The organism is Rheinheimera tangshanensis (assembly GCF_014645135.1).
Lineage (GTDB): Bacteria > Pseudomonadota > Gammaproteobacteria > Enterobacterales > Alteromonadaceae > Pararheinheimera > Pararheinheimera tangshanensis.
In genome coordinates this window covers 121,865-146,865 of the sequence record NZ_BMLH01000007.1, presented here as the reverse complement: position 1 = coordinate 146,865, position 25,001 = coordinate 121,865, and the positions used below count along the sequence as shown (strand labels likewise).

Annotated in this window: 22 protein-coding genes; 16 read left to right on the top strand and 6 right to left on the bottom strand. The window is 46.3% G+C overall.

The window, feature by feature from the left end; genetic code table 11:
* Positions 1–79: 79 nt before the first annotated feature.
* Genes atcJ through atcC form a run of 4 tightly spaced genes read left to right on the top strand, consistent with a single transcriptional unit; the run spans position 80 to position 2,619 of the window.
* Positions 80–376: a cold adaptation protein ActJcold adaptation protein ActJ gene (atcJ, locus tag IEW88_RS13705; RefSeq protein ID WP_053425015.1), complete on the top strand. Its 297-nt coding sequence runs from the start codon at positions 80–82 to the stop codon at positions 374–376.
* A 5-nt stretch (positions 377–381) separates the two neighbouring features.
* Positions 382–936, top strand: coding sequence for a cold adaptation protein AtcA (gene atcA, locus IEW88_RS13700; RefSeq protein WP_147904668.1), 555 nt, complete (start codon positions 382–384; stop codon positions 934–936).
* Positions 936–1,697: a cold adaptation protein AtcB gene (gene atcB, locus IEW88_RS13695; protein WP_053425017.1), complete on the top strand. Its 762-nt coding sequence runs from the start codon at positions 936–938 to the stop codon at positions 1,695–1,697. Before atcA ends, atcB begins: the two co-directional genes overlap by 1 nt.
* 25 nt (positions 1,698–1,722) lie before the next feature.
* The gene (gene atcC / locus IEW88_RS13690; protein ID WP_147904670.1) at positions 1,723–2,619 is read left to right on the top strand and encodes a cold adaptation protein AtcC; all 897 of its coding nucleotides are present in this window, start codon (positions 1,723–1,725) and stop codon (positions 2,617–2,619) included.
* 52 nt (positions 2,620–2,671) lie between these two features.
* Here the strand turns inward: atcC and IEW88_RS13685 are convergent, their stop codons facing one another.
* Positions 2,672–3,703, bottom strand: coding sequence for a DUF3080 family protein (locus IEW88_RS13685; RefSeq protein ID WP_147904671.1), 1,032 nt, complete (start codon positions 3,701–3,703; stop codon positions 2,672–2,674).
* Positions 3,660–5,048, bottom strand: a complete 1,389-nt coding sequence (locus tag IEW88_RS13680) for an MATE family efflux transporter (protein ID WP_147904672.1) — start codon at positions 5,046–5,048, stop codon at positions 3,660–3,662. The genes IEW88_RS13685 and IEW88_RS13680 overlap by 44 nt, the downstream gene beginning before the upstream one ends.
* Before the next feature lie 57 nt (positions 5,049–5,105).
* Between IEW88_RS13680 and IEW88_RS13675 the strand changes: the two genes are divergently transcribed.
* The gene (locus IEW88_RS13675; RefSeq protein WP_147904673.1) at positions 5,106–5,729 is read left to right on the top strand and encodes a riboflavin synthase subunit alpha; all 624 of its coding nucleotides are present in this window, start codon (positions 5,106–5,108) and stop codon (positions 5,727–5,729) included.
* 5 nt (positions 5,730–5,734) lie between these two features.
* Here the strand turns inward: IEW88_RS13675 and IEW88_RS13670 are convergent, their stop codons facing one another.
* Positions 5,735–5,935: a CPXCG motif-containing cysteine-rich protein gene (locus IEW88_RS13670; protein WP_053425751.1), complete on the bottom strand. Its 201-nt coding sequence runs from the start codon at positions 5,933–5,935 to the stop codon at positions 5,735–5,737.
* 346 nt (positions 5,936–6,281) lie between these two features.
* Here IEW88_RS13670 and thrS point away from each other — a divergent pair, with 346 nt between their 5' ends.
* From thrS to IEW88_RS13620, 10 genes are all read left to right on the top strand, one after another.
* Entirely contained in the window at positions 6,282–8,192 is a 1,911-nt protein-coding gene (thrS, locus tag IEW88_RS13665) for a threonine--tRNA ligase (protein WP_147904674.1), read from the top strand.
* Between the two features lie 12 nt (positions 8,193–8,204).
* Positions 8,205–8,762 carry a translation initiation factor IF-3 gene (gene infC, locus IEW88_RS13660; RefSeq protein ID WP_185148615.1) on the top strand — a complete coding sequence of 186 codons (558 nt, stop codon included), beginning with the start codon at positions 8,205–8,207 and terminating at the stop codon, positions 8,760–8,762.
* Between the two features lie 97 nt (positions 8,763–8,859).
* Positions 8,860–9,057 carry a 50S ribosomal protein L35 gene (rpmI, locus tag IEW88_RS13655; RefSeq protein WP_040554869.1) on the top strand — a complete coding sequence of 66 codons (198 nt, stop codon included), beginning with the start codon at positions 8,860–8,862 and terminating at the stop codon, positions 9,055–9,057.
* Between the two features lie 16 nt (positions 9,058–9,073).
* The gene (gene rplT, locus IEW88_RS13650; protein WP_008898705.1) at positions 9,074–9,433 is read left to right on the top strand and encodes a 50S ribosomal protein L20; all 360 of its coding nucleotides are present in this window, start codon (positions 9,074–9,076) and stop codon (positions 9,431–9,433) included.
* Between the two features lie 411 nt (positions 9,434–9,844).
* Entirely contained in the window at positions 9,845–10,273 is a 429-nt protein-coding gene (locus tag IEW88_RS13645) for a hypothetical protein (RefSeq protein WP_147904675.1), read from the top strand.
* Positions 10,273–11,055, top strand: a complete 783-nt coding sequence (gene bcsQ, locus IEW88_RS13640; protein ID WP_053425748.1) for a cellulose biosynthesis protein BcsQ — start codon at positions 10,273–10,275, stop codon at positions 11,053–11,055. The genes IEW88_RS13645 and bcsQ overlap by 1 nt, the downstream gene beginning before the upstream one ends.
* Before the next feature lie 14 nt (positions 11,056–11,069).
* Positions 11,070–15,497, top strand: a complete 4,428-nt coding sequence (gene bcsA / locus IEW88_RS13635) for a UDP-forming cellulose synthase catalytic subunit (protein WP_147904676.1) — start codon at positions 11,070–11,072, stop codon at positions 15,495–15,497.
* Positions 15,490–19,695 carry a cellulose biosynthesis protein BcsC gene (locus IEW88_RS13630; protein ID WP_147904677.1) on the top strand — a complete coding sequence of 1,402 codons (4,206 nt, stop codon included), beginning with the start codon at positions 15,490–15,492 and terminating at the stop codon, positions 19,693–19,695. The genes bcsA and IEW88_RS13630 overlap by 8 nt, the downstream gene beginning before the upstream one ends.
* On the top strand, positions 19,688–20,182 hold the full coding sequence (gene bcsD, locus IEW88_RS13625) for a cellulose biosynthesis protein BcsD (protein ID WP_147904678.1): 495 nt from the start codon (positions 19,688–19,690) through the stop codon (positions 20,180–20,182). The genes IEW88_RS13630 and bcsD overlap by 8 nt, the downstream gene beginning before the upstream one ends.
* An 8-nt stretch (positions 20,183–20,190) precedes the next feature.
* Positions 20,191–21,189 carry a family 8 glycosyl hydrolase gene (locus IEW88_RS13620; RefSeq protein ID WP_147904679.1) on the top strand — a complete coding sequence of 333 codons (999 nt, stop codon included), beginning with the start codon at positions 20,191–20,193 and terminating at the stop codon, positions 21,187–21,189.
* On the opposite strand, the gene IEW88_RS13615 is transcribed toward IEW88_RS13620, so the two are convergent.
* On the bottom strand, positions 21,169–21,834 hold the full coding sequence (locus tag IEW88_RS13615) for a transglycosylase SLT domain-containing protein (protein WP_147904680.1): 666 nt from the start codon (positions 21,832–21,834) through the stop codon (positions 21,169–21,171). The genes IEW88_RS13620 and IEW88_RS13615 overlap by 21 nt on opposite strands.
* Before the next feature lie 221 nt (positions 21,835–22,055).
* On the opposite strand from IEW88_RS13615, the gene IEW88_RS13610 reads away from it, so the two are divergent.
* Complete coding sequence (locus IEW88_RS13610) at positions 22,056–23,075, top strand: cation diffusion facilitator family transporter (RefSeq protein ID WP_147904681.1); 1,020 nt, start codon at positions 22,056–22,058, stop codon at positions 23,073–23,075.
* A gap of 64 nt (positions 23,076–23,139) precedes the next feature.
* Here the strand turns inward: IEW88_RS13610 and yfbR are convergent, their stop codons facing one another.
* Together yfbR and IEW88_RS13600 are read right to left on the bottom strand one after the other, a co-directional pair.
* A complete protein-coding gene (gene yfbR / locus IEW88_RS13605) occupies positions 23,140–23,775 on the bottom strand; it encodes a 5'-deoxynucleotidase (protein ID WP_053425743.1) in 636 nt (211 codons plus the stop codon).
* The gene (locus IEW88_RS13600; protein ID WP_147904682.1) at positions 23,775–24,989 is read right to left on the bottom strand and encodes a pyridoxal phosphate-dependent aminotransferase; all 1,215 of its coding nucleotides are present in this window, start codon (positions 24,987–24,989) and stop codon (positions 23,775–23,777) included. The genes yfbR and IEW88_RS13600 overlap by 1 nt, the downstream gene beginning before the upstream one ends.
* Positions 24,990–25,001: the final 12 nt, after the last annotated feature.

Sequence of the window (25,001 nt, the reverse complement as noted above, 5' to 3'; positions counted from 1 at the left end):
TTTCTGTTAGAATCGCCGTACTTTAGCTTGAGAGCTATTTTGTCACTCAGGGCTTATGTGTTAACTCAATGGATAGTGAATGATTAATTATTTTCGCATTTTGGGCGTTAAAGCAAACGCCAATGAAGATGAGATTAAAAAAGCCTATAAGCGCTTATCCAATAAATACCACCCGGATAAACTGCTGAATTTAAGCGACGATGAAAAAGAGCAAGCTGCAGAGCAATTACAAAAGGTGAAAGAAGCCTATGATGTATTGTCTGATGCCAAAAAACGCGCGGCTTTTATCAAAGATTTTAATAATGTGATAGTGCCGGACCCGACTGCAGCCATGAAAGAGCTGTGGGATAGTTATTACCCGTCCGTAAAAGGCTAAAACTGATGAGCAAAACATTCGACAAAAACCGTTTAGAAGCGTTAAAAACTGACGCTTACGAAAATATTGAATCCTACAACGATCCGGACACACCAAAAGCGCTGGAAAAATTTACCAGCCAAATCAAAGCTATTTTGCAGGCTGATCCGAAGATGTTGCATTCAGTGCCTGAATATTTGCCGGTCGCGCTTTATGGTCGCGTAAAATTTACCCCTGAGGCTACGCTGAAATGGGCCGCCTGGCTTAATAAAAACACCATGCCAGTCTGGGATGAGTTTAAAACTTCTGTAGCTTTTAATAATGCTGATTTACCACTGGTCAAAACCATCCGTGAATTTAACGAGGATTTACTGATTGAAAGCTGCGCCGTGCTGTTTATGCTGAATAAACACATCGCAGCAGCGCCAGGTCCACGTGATAACTTTGATGACGAAGATGAAGATTCTGACGAGTCCTCTTATCGTAACGAAGCTGATGATGATTACGAAGGCCGTGACGACGAAGAAGAAGGGTACGATGACCAGTACGATGAAATTACCTTTAACCGGGAAGGTCGCTGATGAATAGTCTGATTGAAATTGCTGTGGCAGAAATTAAAGAACTTGCCATAGTTGAGCCGAAACAGGCCAGTAAAAAGTTTGAGCTGATGGCCAATACCATGTCTGATGCTCAGCTGGTTGAAGTGATTGAAAACATAGATATTGTGACTCTGACTCAAATTAACAGTCAGCATGATATTTCGTTTCCTTCAATTATTTCTGAACTGATGACACCAGAAAAAATCCGCGACATCGTCTGCCAGCAGCCTTTGTACTGGGAAGAGAAAATCAAAAACAATGCGGACGATTTGAAGCAGCATACTTTTGATTTTTTAACTTATCTTATCCGTACTCAGGACAGCGAAACCAAGCAGGCTGAAATTCTCGAAGCCATAGCTGAAGATCCGGCCGGCTTGTTTTATTTGTCTATTCCTTTTATTGAGCTGTACCGCGGAGAAGTGATTGAAGACGAAGACGAAGTGCATGATTTACTGCATGAAGAAGAGCAAGATTTAGAAGAAGCCATCAGCTACACCGAACGCCATCTGAATGAAGAGGTGCATGGTTTAGGTTATGATGACCCACGCAGTTTATTAGCACTGATCCGCCAATTGACACCGCAGGTGGAAGAGGCCATTAAAAATCTGGTGCGTAACGAAAACTCCGGCTGGGAGCACATTATCAATAAGTTCGCAGCTGAGCTGGTGATGCAAGCCAAAGAGAAAAACCAATCCACAGACGAATACGCCGAAGTGGATGATATGTTTAGTTTCCTCGATTAAGCTTTAGATCAGTAAAGGATCAGTTATGCAGTTAGTGGTGCGGGATGCCAATCAGGGACCTTTTCTAACCAAGGTATTGAACTACGCCAAAGCAGAGCAAAAACTCTCACAAGCGCAGCTGGAACAGGTGAAAAGTAAAGCTGTGCTGATGAGCCTGAAGTTTGCTGACAAGTTTTACAACAAATACAAAATGCATCTGTTGGAACAAGCAGCCCACGATATTATTGGTGTGGCGAGTTTAGGCCTGGCAGAACTGTCCGGTCATGATTTGGATAAAGCATTGGCCTTGCTGGTTAGCCCTGAAGGTATAGTTAAACCTTTCCAAAAAGGCTGGAGCATGTTGTCGCAGGTCAGCCAACAGGTGTCCAACCGTAAATCCTTATACGGTGAGGTGGAAGAGCAGTTGTTGCAGGACATCGCCAGTCCACCAGACATCGAAGAGTGGCAGGGTGTGCAGGTGTATCAGCAGGCGCTGCGCGAATCACGTCGCCGTCAGGCCATCAGTGTGGTGAAACAAACCTATTTCTACCATACGCAGTTGGATCCGTTCGAGCACTTTAACCTGGAAGATATGCTGGCCGAAGTGGTGTTGTATCGCCTTTGCACTAAGGGCGGCAAGGTCAAACAGGATTTAAAACAGCGGTTACGCGATATCGAACTGGCCGAGGAATGGTTTGACGTAACCTTTCTCAAAGCTCATACCGAACAGGTGCTTAGCTTATTACCTGCTGGTTATTCAGAAGCAGTGACTGTGGAGCTGGGGGATAATTTCTATACTGCTCTGGTACGTACTTTGCAATTTGCCAAAGGGTATAAAAAATTACTGGCAGAGAATGCATCGCCAGAACGTCGGGATGCTTATGAGCATAAACAGGGGATGTTGAATCCGCTGTTAGGCTGGCCGCAATACATTGAAATGTAAAATTGGGGTCAGATCACATTGTTAACTGTTAACAATGTGATCTGACCCCATTTTAAGTTTTTGGACACTGCTGCTGTACTGCTTTCCACCAAATGACATGGCGTTTTAACTCTGCTTTTAATTCAGTATTTGGCACCTCAAAGCGCTGTGAAATAGGTTGCTCGAGAGCGGTTCCTTGATACAGCTGCTGCAATAGCGGATACAATTGCTGATAAGTGCCATCCACCTGTGCCAGATACACCTGCACTTTGCCGATAAAATACTGCAGTAAAATGGTATTCAGAATCTCTGCTTTGTCTGAGTGTTTACCGGCTGGGCACACCACTTTTAGATCAAGCTGTTCTAACTGCTGATTGACGCTTTGCAGCCAGTTCTGGCTAAAGCGCAAGCTTTGTTGCAACTGACTTAGTGTATTGGCCTTGTATAAAGCTTCTAATGCCTGCTCTGGATTGATGCTGCTGGCCTGCTGCCAGTTCTGCTCGACAATACTTTTTTGCAGCGTAAGCAAGGAATGTAAGGCTTGCATAGTTTCAGCCACGCCTGCGACTGAATTGGGTTCTGACAAGCTACGGTAGGGATGCAGTTGTTGACGTAAAGTCTCATCCTGCTGCAAAAAATTTTGCCAATGTTTATCGATTTGTGTGGTTTTGTCAGAGGCAATAGCAGCAAGTTTTTGTTGTAAATCGGGCGCTATATCCGGATGGGTTAAACAAGGCTGCACTTGTTTTAAAAACGCCAGTTCGTATTTCAGACGTTGGCTTGGCGGCATAACCTTGCCCAGGCTGCTATTACGCTCGCCCAGCAATACATCCAGGCCACAGGCTCGGCTCGCCACTAACTCAACCAGAGTAATGCTGGTTTCTGCTATATCGGCTCTGGTTGCTGTGATGGAAGGAAGGGGCTTTAAATCCAGCGGCGCTGGGTCTTGTAGCTCCAGTGCTAAAGTACGACCAAGCCGTTTGGCATAGTCGTCCATAAGAGATAGGGCCGGATCGCTGCAGCCACTAAGCACAAAAACAGCAGCAAGCAGATTCAGTACTTTAATGAGAGGCCGCTGACTGTTGCTGCTGTAAAATTTTGCCATCTTCTAATCGCCTGATTTGGTTTTTTAGAATAAGCGCTAACATCACAGCAGCGCAGGATAAACCGACAATAATACCAATCCAAAAGCCATGAGCGCCCATCTTGGGCAAAATCCAGTCTGTTAAACCTAATACAGTGCCCAAACCAAAACCGATCGGCCAATAGGCAACAAAGGTGATAAAAAAGATAGGTTTGGTGTGTTTTAAGCCGCGTAAGGCACAGGCTGACACCACCTGTATCGCATCAGATATCTGGTAGAAGCAGGCCAGAACCAGAATAGAGGTAGCGACTGCCAATACGGCTGGGTCGGTAGAGTAGAGCGACGCCACTAAAAAACGACCAAAATAAGTCACCAGCGCTATACCTACAGCCATCATCATCGCCAGTTGCACAGCGGTTGATACGGCTTTTTTCAGCTCCTGCACATCGTTACTGCCGACCAGATGACCGACCCGTATCGTCGTTGCCATACCCATACTCATCGGCAACATAAACACCAAAGCACTGTAGTTATTGGCAATTTGATGACCGGCCACCACTATAGGGCCTAAATGCACAATCATCAGCGGGATAGAAGAGAACAAAGTCACTTCAAAAAATAGCGAAAAGGCGATAGGCGTACCTATCGCGATGATATGCCATAAATCTTTGCTATTGGGTTTGAGGTGATCGGGCTTTTTCATATAAAGCGCTGTGCTACGGCTTCTGAAAGCATAAATAGTGATGGCAATAAACATCGCCAGAAAAACTAAAGACGTCGCCACACCACAACCAGCGCCACCTAAAGCTGGCATACCCAACTTGCCATAAATAAACACATAGTTGGCCGGAATATTGACCAGAATACCGACAAAAGCTATCCACATGGTGGCTTTGGTATTGCCTATGCCTTCAAACAGATTACGGAAGATCATATAACCAGCGGCCGGATAAACGCCGTAGCTGACATAGACCAGATAATCGACTGCTTTGGCACGCAGGTTTTCTTCCATCGACAAGTACTGCAACGGCAAGTGGATATACTGCATAGCTATGACAATCACAGTCGCCAGTACCATCGCCAGATAAAATCCTTGCAGCGCATTATGCGGAATGGCCTTATGGTTTTTCGCACCATAAAGCTGAGAAATGATAGGCGTCAGTGCCAGCAATAGCCCCTGCAAGGTCAGAATAATCGGTAGCCAAATGGCAGAAGCGACAGCAATAGCAGCCATATCCAGCGCACTGACACGACCAGCCATAATGGTATCAATCACAAACATCATGGTTTGGGTCAGCTGAGCCAGCATAGTAGGGCCGGATAATTTCAGAATGGTTTTTGCTTCAAAGCGGGAAAAAGGTAACATAACAACTCTTGTCAGACAGGCGAAAAAACGCCGTAAAGATAGCACAGCAGGGGCCTTATGTTTACCGGAATAGTGCAGGCAAAAGTTAAAGTCAGTGAAATCAGCGACCAAGAGCAGTTTCGTCGCTTAACTCTTGCAGTACCTGTGCAGTTGCTGCAAAACCTGGAGCGGGGCGCCAGTATCTCGGTGAATGGTACTTGTTTAACGGCTACCGAATTCAGTCTGCTTGAGCCTTTAGGTTGGGTGAGTTTTGATGTAATAGACGAAACCTTAATCAAAACTAACTTAGGTGCTTTAACTAGTGGCTCATTGGTAAACTTTGAGCGTTCTTTAACTTTTGGTCGTGAAATTGGTGGGCATTTGGTGTCAGGCCATGTGCATGGTACTGCGACTATTTTAGCTGTCAGCCAAACTGGTTCGAACTGGCGGGTGGATATTGAGCTCAAACCTGAATTTAAAAACTATGTGCTCAGCAAAGGTTTTATCAGTATTGATGGCATTAGCCTGACGGTAGGCGAAGTGACAGACACAAGTTTCAGCTTGCATTTAATACCAGAAACTCTCGAAGTCACTACGTTAGGTCAACGCAAAGCGGGCGATAGAGTGAATATCGAATTGGACCAGCAAACCGTTACTATTGTGGATACGGTTGAACGGGTGCTTGCTGCCAGAAATGCCTGATCTGACTAATAATACTGCTCATCTTCAGCGTCGATAAACACCTGCACTTTATTATGCAACTCATCTTTATGAGTCTGTACATGAATAGGGTTGCAGCAGTTGCTGCAATCTTCAATGTCGTCCTGATCGTCGCCGCTGATATCCAGGGTGATAGGAGTGGGATGACCACAGAAAGGGCAAAGAATAGTTTTATGCAGTAAGTCCATAGATCCTCCGTTTACCAACGCCTGTTGCAGCAAGCGCTGGCGACTGACTATCCGCGGGTCCTTCCGTTAGTGAGCTCCTGTTCGTTTCAGTGTAGGCGTTAAAGCTGCATCAGGCGAAGATCAGACCTATCTTTATGCTGCCGTTTTGTTCCTTGTAGCCTATGTTGTTGCCGATAAAGTATCGCAGCTGTTATGATGCAGCCGCTTTTTGTTAAAAGCAGAGACAACTACGTATTGTACTGTTTTGTTCTACCGCTCGTAAGGTTGAACCGCAAAAGGCATTCCCTTAATTTAAATTGAATCAACATGTGACCTTTGGTATAGGCCACCACTGTGAGGACTTATCATGCCAGTTATTACTTTACCTGACGGTAGTCAGCGTTCATTTGACGCCCCTTTATCTGTATTAGACGTTGCCAAAGACATAGGCCCAGGTCTGGCGAAAGCCACCATAGCCGGCAAAATCAATGGCCAATTGGTTGACGCTTGTGAGCTGATCACAGCCGATGCGTCTTTAAGCATTGTCACCGCCAAAGATCAGGAAGGCCTGGAAATTATCCGTCACTCCTGCGCTCACTTATTAGGTCATGCGATTAAGCAGTTATGGCCCAATACCAAAATGGCGATTGGCCCTGTTATCGACAATGGCTTTTATTACGATGTGGATTTAGACCGTCCAATCAGCAGCGATGATTTAGCTCAACTTGAAGAGCGCATGCTGCAACTGGCCAAAACCGAATATGACGTAGTGAAGAAAAAAGTAAGCTGGCAACAGGCTTATGACACCTTCGCTCTGCGTGGCGAAAGCTACAAGATGGAAATCCTCGATCAGAACGTCGCGAAAGACGATCAGCCGGGTTTATACCATCACGAAGAATACATCGACATGTGTCGTGGCCCACACGTGCCCAATATGCGTTTCTGTCAGCACTTTAAGGTGATGAAAGTGGCGGGCGCGTACTGGCGTGGTGACGCGAAAAACAAAATGCTGCAACGTATTTACGGCACTGCCTGGGCAGATAAAAAGCAATTAGCTGCTTATTTACTGCAACTGGAAGAAGCGGAAAAACGTGACCACCGTAAAATTGGTAAAGCTTTAGGTTTATTCCACTGGCAGGAAGAAGCACCAGGCATGGTGTTCTGGCACAACGACGGCTGGACTATTTTCCGCGAGCTGGAAACTTTTGTCCGTGAAAAGTTGGCGCAATACGATTACCAGGAAGTGAAAGGTCCATTTATGATGGACAAAGTACTGTGGGAAAAATCAGGTCACTGGGAAAAGTATTCAGACAATATGTTTGTCACCAGTTCTGAAAACCGTGATTACGCCATCAAGCCAATGAACTGTCCTGGCCATGTGCAGATTTTTAACCAGGGCCTGAAATCATACCGCGATTTACCGCTGCGTATGGCCGAGTTTGGTTGCTGTCACCGCAACGAGCCGTCAGGTGGTTTGCACGGCCTGATGCGTGTGCGTGGTTTTACTCAGGATGATGCCCATATCTTCTGTACTGAAGATCAGGTGCAGGCTGAAGTGTCCAACTGTATCAAAATGGTGTTTGACGTCTACAGCACCTTTGGTTTTAAAGACGTGCAGGTGAAATTATCCACTCGCCCGGAAAAACGCATTGGTACCGACGAAATGTGGCACCGTGCAGAGCAGGGGTTAGCAGAAGCTTTGGATGCCAATGGCATAGCCTATGACCTGCAACCTGGTGAAGGTGCGTTTTATGGCCCTAAAATTGAATTTACTTTACACGATTGCTTAGGCCGCGCCTGGCAATGTGGTACAGTGCAGCTCGATTTCGCTTTACCGGGTCGTTTAGGTGCAAGTTTTGTTGCTGAAGGCAACGACAGACAAGTACCAGTGATGATCCACCGTGCGATTTTAGGCTCGCTGGAGCGTTTTATCGGTATTCTGATCGAAGAATATGCAGGCTTCTTCCCAGCCTGGTTAGCCCCAACTCAGGTTGTGGTGATGAATATTACCGATAATCAGGCCGAATATGTGCAGGATTTAGTAAAAACTTTCAAATCTCATGGTATTAGAGCAATTTCTGACTTGAGAAATGAGAAGATAGGCTTTAAAATCCGCGAGCACACGCTACAGCGTGTTCCTTATTTAGTGGTAGTCGGTGACAAAGAAGTTGAAGCCGGTGATATCGCGTTAAGAACACGGAAGGGCGAAGACCTCGGAAAAATGAGTGTAAGTGACTTTGTAACTAAGTTAACTACCGAAATCAAAAACCGGGTCTAATTATTTTCACTCTTGGAGGAACATACTATTAAAGTAGGAAAGAAAACTTTACCGGCGAACAGACCAAACCGTATTAACGAAGAAATCAACGTTAAAGAAGTACGCTTGTTAGGTCTGGAAGGTGAGCAATTAGGTGTAGTAATCACTTCAGAAGCTATTCGTTTAGCAGAAGAAGCAGGCGCTGACTTGGTAGAGATTAGCCCAACCGCTGAACCACCTGTTTGTAAGTTGATGGACTATGGTAAGTTCCTGTTTGAGAAAGGCAAAGCTGCTAAAGAGCAGAAGAAAAAGCAAAAACAGATCCAGATCAAGGAAATAAAATTCCGGCCTGGAACTGATGAAGGCGATTACCAGGTAAAACTACGCAACCTGCGTCGCTTCATTGAAGAGGGTGACAAAGCTAAAGTAACGCTGCGCTATCGTGGTCGTGAAATGGCGCATCTGGACATCGGTATTGAGATGCTTAACCGGATTAAAGAAGATATGTCAGATATTGCTATCTGCGAATCTTTCCCAAGCCGTGTTGAGGGTCGTCAGATGATCATGATGCTGGCCCCAAATAAGAAGTAATAAGAGCTTTCAAGCATAAGATACGCCGCTTGAATAAAGCGGCGTTTTTTATCGCCTTATTATTCGTTGTAATTTAAACAATGCGAGTTATTTAACTATGCCAAAGATGAAAACCAACAAAGGTGCTGCAAAGCGCTTTAAAAAAACCGGCTCAGGCGGTTTTAAACGTAAGCAATCACATCTTCGCCACATTTTGACGAAGAAGTCTTCTAAGCGTAAGCGTCAGTTAGGTCCAAAAACGTTAGTTGCAAAAGTTGACGTGGCTGGTATCGCTCGTTGTCTGCCATACGCATAATATTAGGAGATTTTAAATGCCAAGAGTAAAACGTGGTGTGACAGCTCGCGCTCGTCACAAGAAGGTGTTAAACCAGGCTAAAGGTTACTACGGTGCCCGCAGTCGTGTTTATCGTGTCGCTTTCCAGGCAGTTATTAAAGCTGGCCAATACGCTTACCGTGACCGTCGTCAACGTAAACGTCAATTCCGTCAACTGTGGATCGCGCGTATCAACGCTGCATCTCGTCAGAACGGTTTATCATACAGCCGCTTCATCGATGGTCTGAAAAGAGCATCTGTTGAAATCGACCGTAAGATCCTGGCTGATATCGCTGTATACGACAAAGGCGCATTTGCTGCTTTAGTCGCTAAGGCAAAAGAAGCTTTAACTGCTTAATTCTTTGAGCAGAATCTGTAACGCCGGCCAACTCTGTTGGCTGGCGTTCGTTTTTATAAGAGCATGTAAATAAACCTCCGCTATAGTGTCTTCAGCCATAAGCTTCCCCTTAAATTTGATAACTCCCCGAATGTTGAATGTCTTCCATTCCTGACACCCCATTTTCTTTTGGCCATAGTTTAATTTTCTGTTTCAAATTTTCGTAATTGAATCAATTAATCTAAGTTAATTGACGTCTTTTATCATTAGTATCAATAAAATTTAATAAATAAGTTTGAAAACTCAATAATGGCGTGCAATAATGAAAAAAATGATACATTGTAATTGTCGCTACAGTTTTCGTTAACTAATGATATTTAGTGAACTACAAGGTTGCAGTGGACGCTGATGAGCTTGTTGTAAGGGGGGGGAATGGATAATTATGATGATGTACTGAGGTTTGTCAGCAAAGTCAGTGATGGAGAGCTTAATTATCGAAGCTTTCATAACGACTCAGTTTCTACGGGGCATTCTAAATGGCATCTACTGAACGAAGTGGCTAATTATAAGCCTCAACCTGTCGAATCCCAAAGTGACAGAGTACTTCCGCTCACTCATTCTTCTAATCCAAAGCAGTCTGGTTTTGCCGTCACCGATTCAAATAGCGTGGCAACAGAAAGAGCACCTGTTCAACGAGCAGAAGAAGTATCTAAGTTACAGGCTGCAGATTACCCTCATCAAAACAGCGCTGCACAACAAGGTTTTTCTCGTCTATTCAAAAAGAATCCACAACCAGAAGTTCTTCAGGAACGTCCAGTAGAAACGAATTCATTGCAGTCATTTTTCGAGCGAGTCGGTTAATGTGTATCATCTGTATAGCGTCTCCTAAAGGTGGCGTTGGGAAAACCACTATGGCTGCCAATATCGCTTACGCCATACAGCGACTCGGCCATCGAGTGATAGTTATTGATTTTGATAACCAAAACGCTGTCAGACTGCATTTTGGTATGCCCTTGAGTGATTCAAGTGGTTATGTCGAGTTTTTTCATACGAAAACCGACTGGAGCCGGCTTCTGAAAGAATCGGATTCTGGCGTACGTTTCCTCCCGTATGGGCGGGTCAGTAAACATCAGATCGAAGCCTATGAGCAAAAATTGCGCTCAGATCCAGATTTTCTTATCAGCAGATTGCAGCCTTTACTCAATCAGCCTGACACTGTAATTATTGCAGATTTACCGCCGGGTCCATCAGCTGCATTGCAGGCACTTTCTTTGCTGGAACCCATGATTATCAACGTTTTGTTGGCAGACAGTGCGTCATTGAGTGTTTTGCCTGAGATTGAGTCTGGCGAGTTTTACGGTGAATCGGCAAAAAGCAGAACGTATTTCTTACTGAACCAGATAGATATGCGAAGCCAACTGAATCGTGAGATCACCGAGTTTTTAAATAAACGATTATCTGCTTCCTTGCTTGGGATAGTTCATCGTGATGAAGCTGTACCGGAAGCCAATGCGAGCCAAACGTCTGTGTTCAGGTATGCCCGAGCATCCTCTGTGGCAGCGGATATAGATAATATTGCCAGGAATATTCATCGCATCCTTCCTGTACTCCAGGCGAGCGAATACAAAAAATATAATAGATAGCTGCAAGGTATTTCATGAAAGGGAATCATTCAACGCCATCAGGCATACTTAGTGCTGTGGCCGTGCTGTTTTGGCTGGCCGTTGCTTTTGTTATTGTTACAACGCCACTGAGTTTATCAAATCAGGTCCTGTTTGCCGTCAGTTGTGCTGTGATGCTGTTTCTGGTGTCGAGGCGCAAGAACCATTGGACTCACGTTGTTATGCTTCTGATGTGTGTGATTGTTTCCACACGCTATCTGTATTGGCGAACCACCGACACCTTAGTTTTCGATAGTTTTATGGAAGGCTTTTTAAGTCTTGGTCTGCTTGCGGCAGAGTTCTACGCCTGGATTATTCTGACACTGGGATTTTTTCAGACCATCTGGCCACTGGAGCGAAGAATTGAACCTATGCCGGATGACATTGCCTTGTGGCCGACAGTCGATGTTTACATTCCTACCTATAACGAAAGCCTGGATGTCGTCAAAGATACGGTTCTGGCTGCGCAAAATATCGATTATCCACCTGAAAAGATCAGGGTTTATATCCTGGACGACGGTCGCAGGGCTGAGTTCGGTGCTTTTGCTGTTGAAGCCGGCGTCGGTTATATCACACGCGACAACAACAATCATGCAAAAGCAGGCAACCTGAACAACGCCATCACCATGACCAGTGGTGAGCTGATCTGTATTTTTGACTGCGATCACGTTTCAACCCGGGCATTTTTGCAGGCAACAGTTGGCGCCTTTATCAAAGATAAAAAACTGGCGTTAATGCAAACGCCACACTACTTCTATTCGCCAGATCCGTTTGAGCGCAACCTGACGATTGGGGATGAAATCCCAAGAGAAGGGGAGTTATTTTATGGTCCAGTGCAAAAAGGCAATGATTTCTGGAACGCTGCGTTCTTTTGTGGCTCTTGTGCCGTCATACGTCGCAGCGCTATTGAAGAAATTGGTGGTTTTGCGGTTGAAACCGTGACAGAGGATGCGCATACCGCACTCAAATTACAACGTCGTGGCTGGAATTCAGCTTTTCTGGCGCTGCCGTTGGCAGCAGGGCTGGCCACAGAGCGCCTTGCGTTACACATAGGACAACGGGCTCGCTGGGCCAGAGGCATGCTGCAAATACTTCGACTGGATAATCCGTTATTCGGCAGAGGGTTATCTTTACCTCAACGGCTTTGTTACCTCAATGCTATGCTGCATTTTCTTTTTTCTTTACCCAGAATCGTTTTTTTAACCGCACCTCTGTGCTACCTGTTGTTCGGCCAAAATATTATTGATGCATCGCCGGAGATGATTCTGGCTTACGCTTTGCCTCATTTATTTTTCACCACTTATACCAACTCAAGATTGCAGGGCAAGTTCCGGCACACCTTTTGGGGCGAGATTTATGAAGCGGTATTATCTTTCCATCTGGTGTTACCCACTATCGCGACTTTGGTTAATCCCCGTAAGGGTAAGTTTAATGTCACGGAAAAAGGAGGTTTACTGGAAAACGGCTATTTCGATTACGACATGGTCAAGCCACATCTTTTTACTCTGGTTCTGCTGTTGTGTGGTTTTTTATCCGGCATAGTACAGTTGATTTGGAGCGAGCATTATCAAGTCGAGCCAAAAGTTCTGTTGTTGAATTTATTCTGGGCAGGTTTTAGCTGCATTATGTTGTTTGCGTCTGTGGCTGTGGCTCGGGAAATGAAACAAGTACGACAAACCGTTCGTCTTGATGTCAGTTTGCCGGTCGTCCTGCATCTTGAAACTGGCCATACACTGAAAACAAAATCAATCAATTTGTCGATGGGCGGCGCATCGGTGCAGACGGTGTCTAGTCAAATTGACAACGAAAAAATAGTGGATATTGAAATCTATCTGAATCAGGTCCCTATGGTATTTCCTGTTGAGACGCTGTACCGCGACGACGAGAGTATCCGATTCAAGTTTAAGAATTTACCTGTTGCTCAGCGCCGTGAATTAGTGAAAGTTGTGATGGGGCGAGCGGATGCCTGGCTGCCGAACTCAACGGAAAGCAAAGAAAATAATATTTTTTCTTCGATATGGCGGGTGATGCGCGCAGTCAGTGGGTTGTTTCAGGAGTCGATTAAAAACAAAAACAACAGAGCCAATAAGGTTTCACAGCGCAGCAGACCTCTGAGTGGCTGGAGACCCCGTTTGGCGCTGTTGGTACTGATAGCAATTTCTGCTGTGATTATTTCTAATCAGGCGTTGAGCGCTGCACTGGATAATCCGGCCACATCTAAGCAGGCTGCTGTTCAGCCAAAACAGCCTGCAGTGAACGCAGCAAATACTGCTGCAGTACCTGCTCCTGCATTCAATATTCGTACTCAGGTTTTTGGTTTCGAAGATTTTGGTCTGAAAGAGGATTTATACTTCTACGGCAATGAGACTTCAGCTGGCGTAACTTTCAAAATACGTGGAGATGAATTCGTCCGGTTAGCAAATCTGAAGCTCGACCTCAATTACTCCGACGCTTTGCTGGAAGACGAGAGCTTTCTGGATGTCATGCTCAATGGACAATTACTGCAGACCATTGAATTAAGTCCTTTTAATGCCAAATCGTTGCAGGTTGAGATCCCCATTCCTCCAGCTCTGGTTTTGGGTTCTAATAATCTTGATTTTCGTCTGAATGCGAAAACTCTGCAGCAGTGCAATAACGTGTTATCCAAGGATATTTGGGTGAACGTTGCCAAGCGTTCATCCTTAGTGCTGTCCCTACAGCGGTTAGCGGTCAGCACTGACTTGGCTCGATTTCCTGAACCGTTTTTTAACTCAGGAGCCATGGGGCTGGTTAAAGTACCTATCGTATTGCCGCTAAAAACCACTTCGGCCACCTTAACCAGCAGCGCTATTGTTGCGTCTTATATCGGAAGCGTTGCGCAGTATCAGACCGTTACTTTTCCTGTGATTCGAAATAGTCTACCAGCTGACAATGCCATCGTATTTGTGATGCCCAATGAAACCATCAGTGGTTTGCCTATTCCTCCAGTGCAGGGCCCAGAGCTTCGGCTGATTGAAAACCCTGTCAATCCGGTTTACAAGTTATTGATGGTGATGGGAAGAACCCCCGAAGAGCTGAAAGTTGCCGCTACTCATCTGGTGACCCGCACGTCTTCTTTGACCGGAACTTATGTAAAAGCAGAACAGCTGCAACAGAATGCGCGCAAACCCTATGATGCACCACGATGGGCTTCCACTGAGCAACCTATTGAGTTTGGCGAATTACAGGATGAAGAACGTCTGGTCAGCCGTGGTTTTTTTCATCCCCCGATTGAAGTGAATTTTACGGTTTCCCCAGATTTGTTTTTCTGGGAAAGAGAAGTGATCCCATTAACCATTAAATATAACTTTCCTGAAGGGCAATGGCTGAACGAGCAAAAGTCTACGCTGGATGTGTCGCTGAATAATCAATATCTCACCTCGTTACCAGTTAATCAAAGCGGATTATGGGCTTCATTTAATAGCTTATTAGGGCGCGACATCCGTCAGGAGCAAGCACAGATAGAAATCCCTCCTTATTTATTATACGGCGAGAATAAGCTCAGCCTTTTTTATAATTTTGTCGCGAACGACACAGGCTGCGAGCTTGAGTTACCAGCCGAAAGCGCCGGGCGAATCTTCGAAAATTCCAGCATAGATTTAACGCAGGCTAAAAATTTTACTCAGTTACCTAACCTGTCATTTTTTGTCGGCGTTGGTTTTCCATTTACCCGTTATGCTGATTTGTCCGAAACCGTCGCTTTACTTCCTGTGTTCCCTGGCAACGAGGAAATCCAAACCTTACTGGAAGTCGCTGCCAGAATGGGAGAAAACACAGGTTATCCGGCACTGGGGATGGATGTAAAAACGGGATTGACTGTCACTTCAGGTCTTAAAAATCACGATTTGCTGGTTATTTCTAATTTTAAAGATTTAGATGAGTCGGCTTTACTCGAGCGCAGTGTATTTGATGTGCATAAAGACCGGATGACTATCAAATCATTCAGTTGGTTTGACCGTTCCTTGTGGTTTTTGCAAGGCGATTGGGACAGAGAAGTAAAAACTGCAAATCGGATACTGGATAGCGCGCAGAAAGTGCAAGGGCTATTTAGTTTTGTTTCTCCGGTCGACTCCGACCGGGTTGTTGTGTTGCTGACCGCCGAAAAGTCGAAGCAGTTACCACAGTTGTTACATTCGCTGGCTAAACCCTTGGTCAGCAGCCAGGTGCATGGTGATATGGCACTGCTCGATAGTCAGGGACATGTTCGTAGTGCCAGAGCCGGTGAGTTGGTCGCCTCTGGTGACATGCCATGGCACATGGAGGTTCGATGGTTTTTCGGTCAGCATGTGGTTTTCATGGTGATTGGATTAGCGCTGGCTGCATTTTTGGGAGCTTTAATTTTATTCCCACTGCTCAGTGCGCGTGCTCAAAACAGACTAAAAACAGGATCAGGGAATAATGAATAAGTCGATGATTGCACTCTTTCTTGCTTGTTATCTTGCGCCAGGTTTCGCTGCTGATGACACTAGCTCTTTTACTGCATTATTTGAGCAGGCTCAGTTTTGGCAGGAAAAAAACCGGAACGATCTGGCCAAAGACGCATTGCAGCGGATACTTAACGCAGATCCACAAAACAAAGAAGCCATTTATCGCATGGGCATGATAGCCGCGCGCGAAGGTGATGAAGAAGCAACGCAGCAGTGGACTAATTTATTGGCTCAAATTGCGCCTGCCGATCCACGGGTTAAACAACTGGGTGCCGCGAAAGCGGTGCAGGCCGTGGATCCTGCAACTCTTGCTGAGGCGCGCCGTTTAAGCTCGCAAGGACAGTACGACGCCGCCATAAAACGCTACCAGGAGGTATTTGGTGGTGTGACTCCGACGCTGGAGCTCTCTGCTGAATACTATCTGACGTTGGCAGGAACCAAGGGCGGTATTGCAGAAGCCAAAGCGCAGCTCAACAAATTGTCACAAGGCGCTTCGCTGAACAGTAGTCTGCGCCAGGCTTATGCTCAGGTGCTGAGTTATGATGAAAATACCAGGCGGCAGGGTATTGAATTGTTATCTGCTATGGCGGCGACTTCACCACAAAGCGACAGCCACTGGCGACAGGCGTTGCTCTGGCTTGATGCCTCTGCATCGGATAAAAAGTACTACGATCAGTATATGAGTGTTCACCCTAATGATTTAGAGGTGATCAATTACTTCCAGAGCACACTGCAACGTAAAAAAAATAACGCGGTGACCAATAACAGAAGCCGAGGTTATCAGGCGTTAAATACCAATAAGTTAAAAGACGCAGAACGGTTATTTAAAGCCGCCGTTGCAGAAAATGCCAAAGATGCCGACGCTGTGGCAGGTCTGGGTCTGATCCGTCTTAAACAGCAACAGTTTGATGAAGCTAAAAGCTATTTAGCAAAAGCTATGGCGTTAAGCCCGGCTAAATCGAAACAATGGACTGAAGCTTATCAATCAGCAGATTTTTATGCTCAGATGACTCAGGCTCGTCGACTGATGGAGCAGGAACAATACGAGAGGGCGCTGAATCAGGTGTTGCCCTTGACGACTACAAAAACACCTCGCTCCTTCGAAGCTCAAATCCTTGCTGCTCAACTGGAACATAAGCAGGGCAAAGCGGAACAAGCGCTACAAAGATACAATGCGGTGTTACAAAAAGATCCCTCTCATGTGGACGCAAAACTTGGGTTGATTGCGGTATTACAGAGTCAGGGCCGTTGGAATGACGCTGAGCGTCTTGCTGCCTTGTTACCTGAAAAAGACAGAAATCGGGTTGCCTATGTTTCGCAGGCAGAAGTGAATAAATTAAGAGCGGATGCAGCCAATACTAATGATCTGTTGGCAGAAATTAGTTTACGCCGCGCCATGAAACTTGCTCCTGCCGACCCATGGGTCCGGTTAGATTTGGCGCGTCTTATCGCCAGACAAGGTGACGACATCCGGGCTCGCACTATAGTGGAGCCTTTACAAGCGGCCAGCCAGAGCGCTGAATCGCGGTATGCGGCAGCTATGTTTGCCAGCGAGCAAAAACGCTGGTTGGATGTTGATCGAATTATGAGCAGCATACCTCAAAGTCAGAGAACTCCAGCGATGAACGCGCTGGCCGCCCAATCAGCAGCCCGCAGTAAGTTTTCCGCTGTCATTCAGCGTGCGTCGGTTGGAGACCAGGCTGGAGCCCGTCAGTTGTTGATTGATTTACATCAAAGCTCTGCTCTGGGCGCTAAAGTGGTTGGTGAGTTGGCCAATGAGCTGGTACAGGCCAATCAGACCGAGCTTGCTTATCAACTGGTTGAACTAGATTTGATGCAGGAGCTGGATGAAAAAGCCGGAGATTACATCGGTCATATCAGTGTGATGAATGAAAGCGGCAGGTCCAGACAGGCCCGGGAGCTGATGACAGAGCTTATGTTAAGGCCTGATTTGACGGAAGAAAACAGAAGATCCCTGATGGGGCTGCAGCAAGGTCTAGCAGTACGTGAAGCCGACCAACTACGTAACTCAGGTCAACTGGCCTTAGCCTACGATCTGCTGGCGGCACGCTTAAGGGAAGCGCCTGAAAACGAAGAGCTGTTACTGGCGATGGGGCGTTTGTACGAGAGCGGCAATAAAACCACTGAAGCTGACGAGATATACAATTACGTGCTTAAACTTAACCCGGCTAATCAGCAGGCATTATCCGGTGCAGTCAATCTTGCATTGGCACAAAATGATACCGATAAAGCAGCGCAGTTGCTCAGCCGTATTGACTGGAACTCTGCTGCCGATCCTGAATTACTGGTGATGGCAGCCCGTGTGTCTCAGGCAAAAGGCGATGACAACGAAGCTGCAGCTTTATTGCTAAAAGCTAGAAAGCTGGCTTATCAGGATGCGTCAGTCTGGGGAAGTCATACAAGCTCTGGGGCCAATGCCAATCCGTTCAGAGAGCCAGCCGAGACGGCATCAAATCCGTTCAGAGATAAACGGCTGTCGAAGAAGCAAAAGCCTGCTACAACGGACATCAGGCCTTCCTGGTTGCCTGGTCAGGCAATCAGTGAGTCACAGGACAGCCTCACCGCTGCTAGTACGTCAACGGATTTATTCGAGCAAATTGACGGTATGTTGCTCGATTTAGAGCAAAGTACGCAAACCCGGGTTGATGCGGATGTTGTATTACGTGTCAGAGAGGGCTCGGAGGGCTCTTCAGGCCTTGATTCTGTAGAAACCCCTTTGGTGGTTTCGACCGGCGTTTTGGGCAATGACAGAGCCGAATTATCAATTACTCCCACCTCACTAAATTCAGGTTCAGTGTCGGGTCAGGATGTTAATTTGTTTGGTCGTGGTGCAGTGGTAAACGCAGCCAGTGGCTTAAGTTCCAGAATCAACGGTCTGGCTGAGGTTTTGGACAATGTTGAAACCAGTGCGCTGGCTTATTATCAGGCGCAGGATACGTTCAATAAAGCCAATGCCCGACCTGAGACCGAGGTCACTCTAACAGAAAAACAACGACTTGCGACTTTGGCGGAAACCGCACGTTTAAACTTTATCAGCGCAGCCGATTTCAACTTTTATGATGCGCTGGGGTTAACTTCACAGAATCTGACAGGCGATCAGTTTGCGGTTATCAACAACTCTATTGCCTCTTTGCTCGAAGCCCGCGGCTACTCAGACCTTGGTTTGATCCCGACAGATTTGAATAATATGGAGACATTCCGTCAGGAGTTTGCCCAGCTCAGGGGGCGTTTAGAGACTATTCTTGGCGATGCTCAAGGGGCGCTCAATACACTGGCCGTCAGCACCGGCGATCCAGAGACACAACGTCAAACCGGTGTCGCTCTGGCTGTTGGTTATCAAGGTGATTGGATAGATGCAGATGTCGGCACCACACCTTTAGGCTTTGAAAAAACCAACGTCGTAGGTGGCGTAAAGCTACAGCCTGAGGTGACTAAAAATACCCGGGTTGTGTTGCAGGGGGAGCGCCGACCTGTCAAAGACAGCTTACTGGCTTACGCCGGAACTGTGGACCATGTTACAGGCGAGACCTGGGGCGCTGTTACCAAAAATGGCGGTGGTGTAGGACTGAATTTCGATAATGGTAAAACCGGAGCCTACGGCTCAGTGGCTGAACACCGTTACGAAGGTGACAATGTTGAGTCGAACAAAGCCTTGTCGATGGAAGTGGGTGGTTATTTCAGACCGGCACTCTCAATGTCTGAGCAGTTACAGCTAGGGGTTCATGTCGGCTATAGCAGTTTTGATAAAAACCTCAGTAAATTTACCTTTGGTCATGGCGGTTACTTTAGCCCTCAGGACTATGTCAGTGTAGCTTTTCCGGTTAATTACAGCTTTGAGATGAAAGATGCACGCTTTAGTGTATTGCTTGCACCGGGTTTCCAAAGTTATAGCGAAGATGGCAATAGTTTGTTTCCAACAGATACTGCTGCTCAAGCTGCGTTGGATCTGTTTTATGCCTTGGGTGCTATTCAACAGGCTGGATACGCACCTTCAAGTAAATCTGGCTTTGGCTTAAGTTTTGGCGCTACCGGTGAATATATGCCAGACCCTTATCTGCGGGTTGGCGGGCAGTTAGGTTTTGACAGCTTCGGTGATTACAACGAAACAACGTTCCGTTTATATATGAAGTATCTGATTGGAGGTTTTAATGATTGACATGATGCTGACTGAGCGACTGAATTCTGGTTATTTCAATAGTCAGCACTGCTCAAAGCAATGGCGAAGCTTTATTCAGGTATTTGTCGAAGAAATTTATCAGACTGCCGGTGATGAAGATGCTCGGGCTTTTTTACGCCATATGGGGACCCGACTCGCCGCCATGCATCCGGTTCCGCTTTACGACAGTATCGAAGATCTGGAAAAATCGATGAATCTGATTTTAAGTAGTATGGACTGGGGCTGGGTAAAAATAGAAATGCATGACCTTAGTCTGGTGTTCTATCATGGTGCTTTTCCATTGCCTTCTTATGGTAAAAAAGAAGCTGAACGTGAAGCACTGGTGTTCAGTGCCTTACTTGAAGGTCTTTACCATGGCTGGATGGTCGCGCTTGGTGGTAATCCAGAGATTGCTGTCAGAACTCAAAAAGCCATACCGGGACAGGTTTTTGAATTGGTGTATGCAAAATTAACGAGAAACTATTGATCCCTAAGATGCTGCTCATTCGACACTTGTGGCTGTTGCTGCTGTTGTCTTTATCCTCGATATCTTGTGCTTTTGCGCAGAACACCGACTGGGAAATCTATAAAACTCGGTTTGTCAGCGAGGATGGACGGGTGATTGATACCTTCAATAAGATCAGTCACTCTGAGGGGCAGGGCTGGGGCATGCTGTTTGCCGAGGCGAACAATGATCGCGCCACCTTTGACCGGATATGGCGATGGACCAGAAAAAATCTGTCCAGACCCGACGTATTTTTATTTTCCTGGCGCTATGACCCGTTGCAAAAACCGCCGGTAAAAGATCCTAATAATGCCAGTGATGGGGATGTGCTTATTGCCTGGGCTTTGTTTAAAGCCGCTAAACGTTGGAACGAGTCTAATTATGAAACAGCCTCTGTTGCGATAAGAGCAGATATTGTGAAGCATCTGGTTCGGGACTATGCCGGCTATACCGTGTTGTTGCCCGGTATGTCAGGCTTCTCCGAGCAGGAGAGTCTGGATCTTAATTTGTCCTACTGGGTGATCCCTGCCTTTATTGCTTTTGCAATCAAAGAACCCGAGCAGCCATGGAGTAAATTAATTGTGGATGGCCAGCGGCTGCTGGCTGGCAGCAGATTTGGTCAACACGCCTTGCCTACAGATTGGATCAGGCTTTCAGAAAATGGACAGCTAAGCCCATCAAAAGACTGGCCCAGCAGATTTGGTTATGACGCAGTGCGGATCCCGCTGTATTTCATTTGGGGCTCAGCATTAACAACTGAGTTAAAGCAGCCTTTTTCTGAGTTCTGGAAGCGGGGGGAGATGATTTTACCCTGGGTCGATGTGCTCAGTGGAAAAACAGCAAATTATCAAGCTTCAGCCGGTATTCAGGCCGTTCGCGCTTTGGTATATAACGATAGCGCTTTTTTGCAAAAACAACCGCAAATGACAGATGATTACTACTCTACGTCTTTGCTTTTACTGAGTAAATTAGCTGCGTCTCCCCAATAAGACCTGTTGTCTTTGGTTCGGGTTGCAAAAAGGCAAGCCGCGGGTAAATTCCGAAATAGTCTTAAGATGGCCGCGGGCAGGTCTTAAGGTAGACCAATAGCGTGAGCCACCTTTGGGTTCGGTGCTCCACCGGGGCTGGCTGATCACGCCATCTGTTTTCACCCATTTGCTCATGATTTTAACGCCACAACGTAAATTAATTTTAGGGTCATGCAGATAATGTGGTTGTTTTATATCGCAGGAATATCGGGGCTGGTTGGCGCTTTCATGAGAGATTTGTAATAAGCCACGGCTGATCACCCGGCGACCTTTGGCATCTTTAAACTTTTCCTGGTAAAAAGACTGTGGCTTAAAATTACTTTCAGGTTTGGCCATAGCGGAAAATAACGCCACCCAAAACTGACTGCGTTGTTGCTGAGGCAGGGCTGGATAACCTGGGCAAAACTGATGAATATCCGCCGGCACTAATCTGACCAGCGGCGATTGTGCGACGGCTTGTTCCGTGATCCTGGTCCAGCTACCATCCTGGTTTTTTTCTGACCAGGCGGCGTAATCTGCGCTTTTGTTGTGGCTCAGGCTACCTGCAACGACTGAAGTTAAAGGTAAAGCACACAGAGCTGTGAGAAGAAGGACTGTAAAATTCATGGGCATTTGTTGTTTATAATATTCCTGACGACTTGTGTTGTATCGGCCTCGTTCAGCCAAACTTCAGCTGCAGACTAGTGTTTTGTTGCCATGGGCTCAAGTCTTTTTTGCCTGAACCAAGCAATAGTTTAAATTCTCCGTCGAAGGCAGTTAAGCGCTCTGGCAGAGTCAGTGAAAACCAGATATGGTACTCATATTACGGCAGTTTTTGCAGGTGTAGCATGCCACACGATCATCAAATTCCAGACCCAAAAGCTCATCAACATGACTCGGGCTGTACTCACGGCCATCACCATGGTGCAGGCCATGGTCATACACATGATGATGAACACTCACATTCCCATGGGCTTTTTGGCCATCATCACCATCATCACCATCATCATGGCTCTGAATCGGGCAATATAGCCACGGCGTTTTGGTTGAATTTCAGTTTTACTATTATTGAATTCATTGGTGGTTGGCTGACCAATAGTATGGCTATTATGGCGGACGCTATGCACGATTTGGGCGATACTCTGGCCATCGCCTTCGCCTGGTTTGCGGCTAAAGTGGCAGGCAAAGAGGCGACGCCTCGATACAGCTATGGTTACCGGCGTTGGTCTTTGTTGAGTGCCTTGATTAACAGTGTCATTTTGGTCGTGGGTTCCTGCTGGATTTTATATGAAGCTATACCACGCTTGTGGGAACCTCAACTCCCTCATGCGGCAGGCATGATGGCTCTGGCTGTGTTAGGTGTGCTGGTTAACGGTGCTGCGGTGTTTAAACTTCGTCGTGGTAAAACCCAAAATGAACAAATTCTGACCTGGCATTTGCTGGAAGATGTTTTAGGTTGGGTGGCCGTGCTGCTAGGGTCAGTGCTGATTTATTTTACCGACTGGGCCTGGTTGGACCCTTTATTAAGTATAGGTTTTACCTGCTTCATTCTAATCAATGTTTGGCGCAATTTACGTCGTACTCTGGCGCTATTTTTACAAGTCAGTCCCGATCCAAAACTGGCTGCTAAAATAGAGCACCAGCTACAAGACCTGAGTTTTGTGCAGGATGTACATCACCTGCATTTGTGGTCTCTGGATGGTGAAAAACATGTGTTGACAGCACATTTGGTATTAAAGGAGGAAACTGCTGCTGAGCAGTTAAAAGCGTATAAAGAACAGATCCGGCAGTTATTAAAGCCTTATCAGTTGGAACATACCACCATAGAGTTTGAGTTTAATCAGGAAGTATGCCGAGACCAGCATTAACCGCAAATCATAAGGGCGCTGATACAGAGCGCCCTTATGATTTCGACAGGTATCGGATAGGCTATTACAACTGGCCATCCTGCAGGCTGATTTCATCCAAAGACAGTGAAAAACTTGGGATAAAAATTTCCAGGAAGTAATTCACCTCCGCCAAGGCATAACTTTCAAGCACAGCCTCCAGACGTTTTTTCGCCAGCACAAACTCATGATTGCCAGCGGAGAGTTCCTCCAGAGTTTTTACATAAGCGCACAGTGTATCCGCTGCTTTGACCAGCAGTTTTTCATCGGCTGAATACTGTTCTGACAGTAACAAAGTCTGATAAAAAGGCTGTAATTTCTCTGGCAACATCGACAGTAGTTTCTGCTCAGCAATACGCTCTATCTTCTTGTACTCCTGAGCAATTTGCGCATTAAAATACTTCACAGGCGTGGGCAAATCACCCGTCAGTACTTCACTGGCGTCATGAAATAATGCCAAGGTTGCGACTCGTTCAGGGTGTACTTCACCTGCAAATATTTCGCGGCGAATAAGCGCCAGCATATGAGCTACCACAGCGACCTGATGGCTGTGTTCAGCTACATTTTCGGTGTTGACGTTTCTCATGAGTGGCCATCTGTTAATCAGCTTCATTCGAAACAGATGCGCAAAAAAATGGCTTGGCTCTTCAGAGGTGTTTGTAGTCTTTTGTCCGGTATCCATTATTGCTGATACCCTGGTAAAAATTGTGCTAAGCGACCCATGGCCATTTCCAGCTGTTCTTTGTGGGGTAAAAACACAATACGGAAGTGGTCCGGCTCTGGCCAGTTAAAGGCGCGACCGTGCACCAGCAGCACTTTATGTTGACGTAAGAAGTCCAGCACCATTAACTCATCGTCTTTGATTTTGAATTTTTTACGATCCAGTTTAGGGAATAAGTACATCGCACCCTTGGGGCGGACACAACTGATGCCGTCGATGCTGGTCACCAGCTTATGGGCTAAATCCATTTGATCATACAAACGGCCGCCAGGAATGATCAGCTCGTTGATGCTTTGATAGCCCCCTAAAGCGGTCTGTACTGCATGCTGACAAGGTACGTTGGCGCACAGACGCATCGAAGCCAGAATATTCAAACCTTCGATATAGTGTTTCGCCAGATGTTTTGCACCGGATAATAAAATCCAGCCAACCCGAAAACCTGCGATACGGTAGTTTTTCGATAAACCACCAAAGGTCAGCATAAACAAGTCATCTGCTAAAGAGGCTGTGGTGACATGCTCTGCGCCGTCATACAAAATTTTGTCGTAAATCTCATCGCTCATGACCACCAGCTTGTGCTCACGTGCTATGGCCAACAGAGCGAGCAAAAAGGCCTTAGAATACACAGCTCCGGTCGGATTATTTGGATTGATCAACACCAGCGCTTTGGTTTTTTTCGTGATTTTGGCGCGGATATCAGCTAAGTCCGGGAACCAATCGGATTGCTCATCACAGCGATAATGCACAGCGTTGCCGCCAGCCAGATTGACTGCAGCAGTCCAGAGCGGATAATCAGGGGAGGGGATCAACACTTCATCGCCATTATTTAAAAGTGCCTGTAACGACATCAAAATAAGCTCTGATACCCCATTGCCTATATAGACGTCATCCGCATCAGCACCCAGAATGCCGCGCTGCTGGTAATACTGAGCAACCGCCACACGGGCCGGATAAATGCCTTGCGAATCGCTGTAGCCTTGAGCAGTCGGCAGATTGTGGATCACATGCTTTAAAATTTCATCCGGTGCTTCAAAACCAAAAGGTGCGGGATTACCAATATTGAGCTTTAAAATACGCTGACCTTCTTCTTCCATCCGTTTGGCTTCACGTGCCACCGGACCCCGAATGTCATAACAAACCCCATCTAATTTTGTCGAGCGCTCTATTGGTTTCATACCGCTATCCTT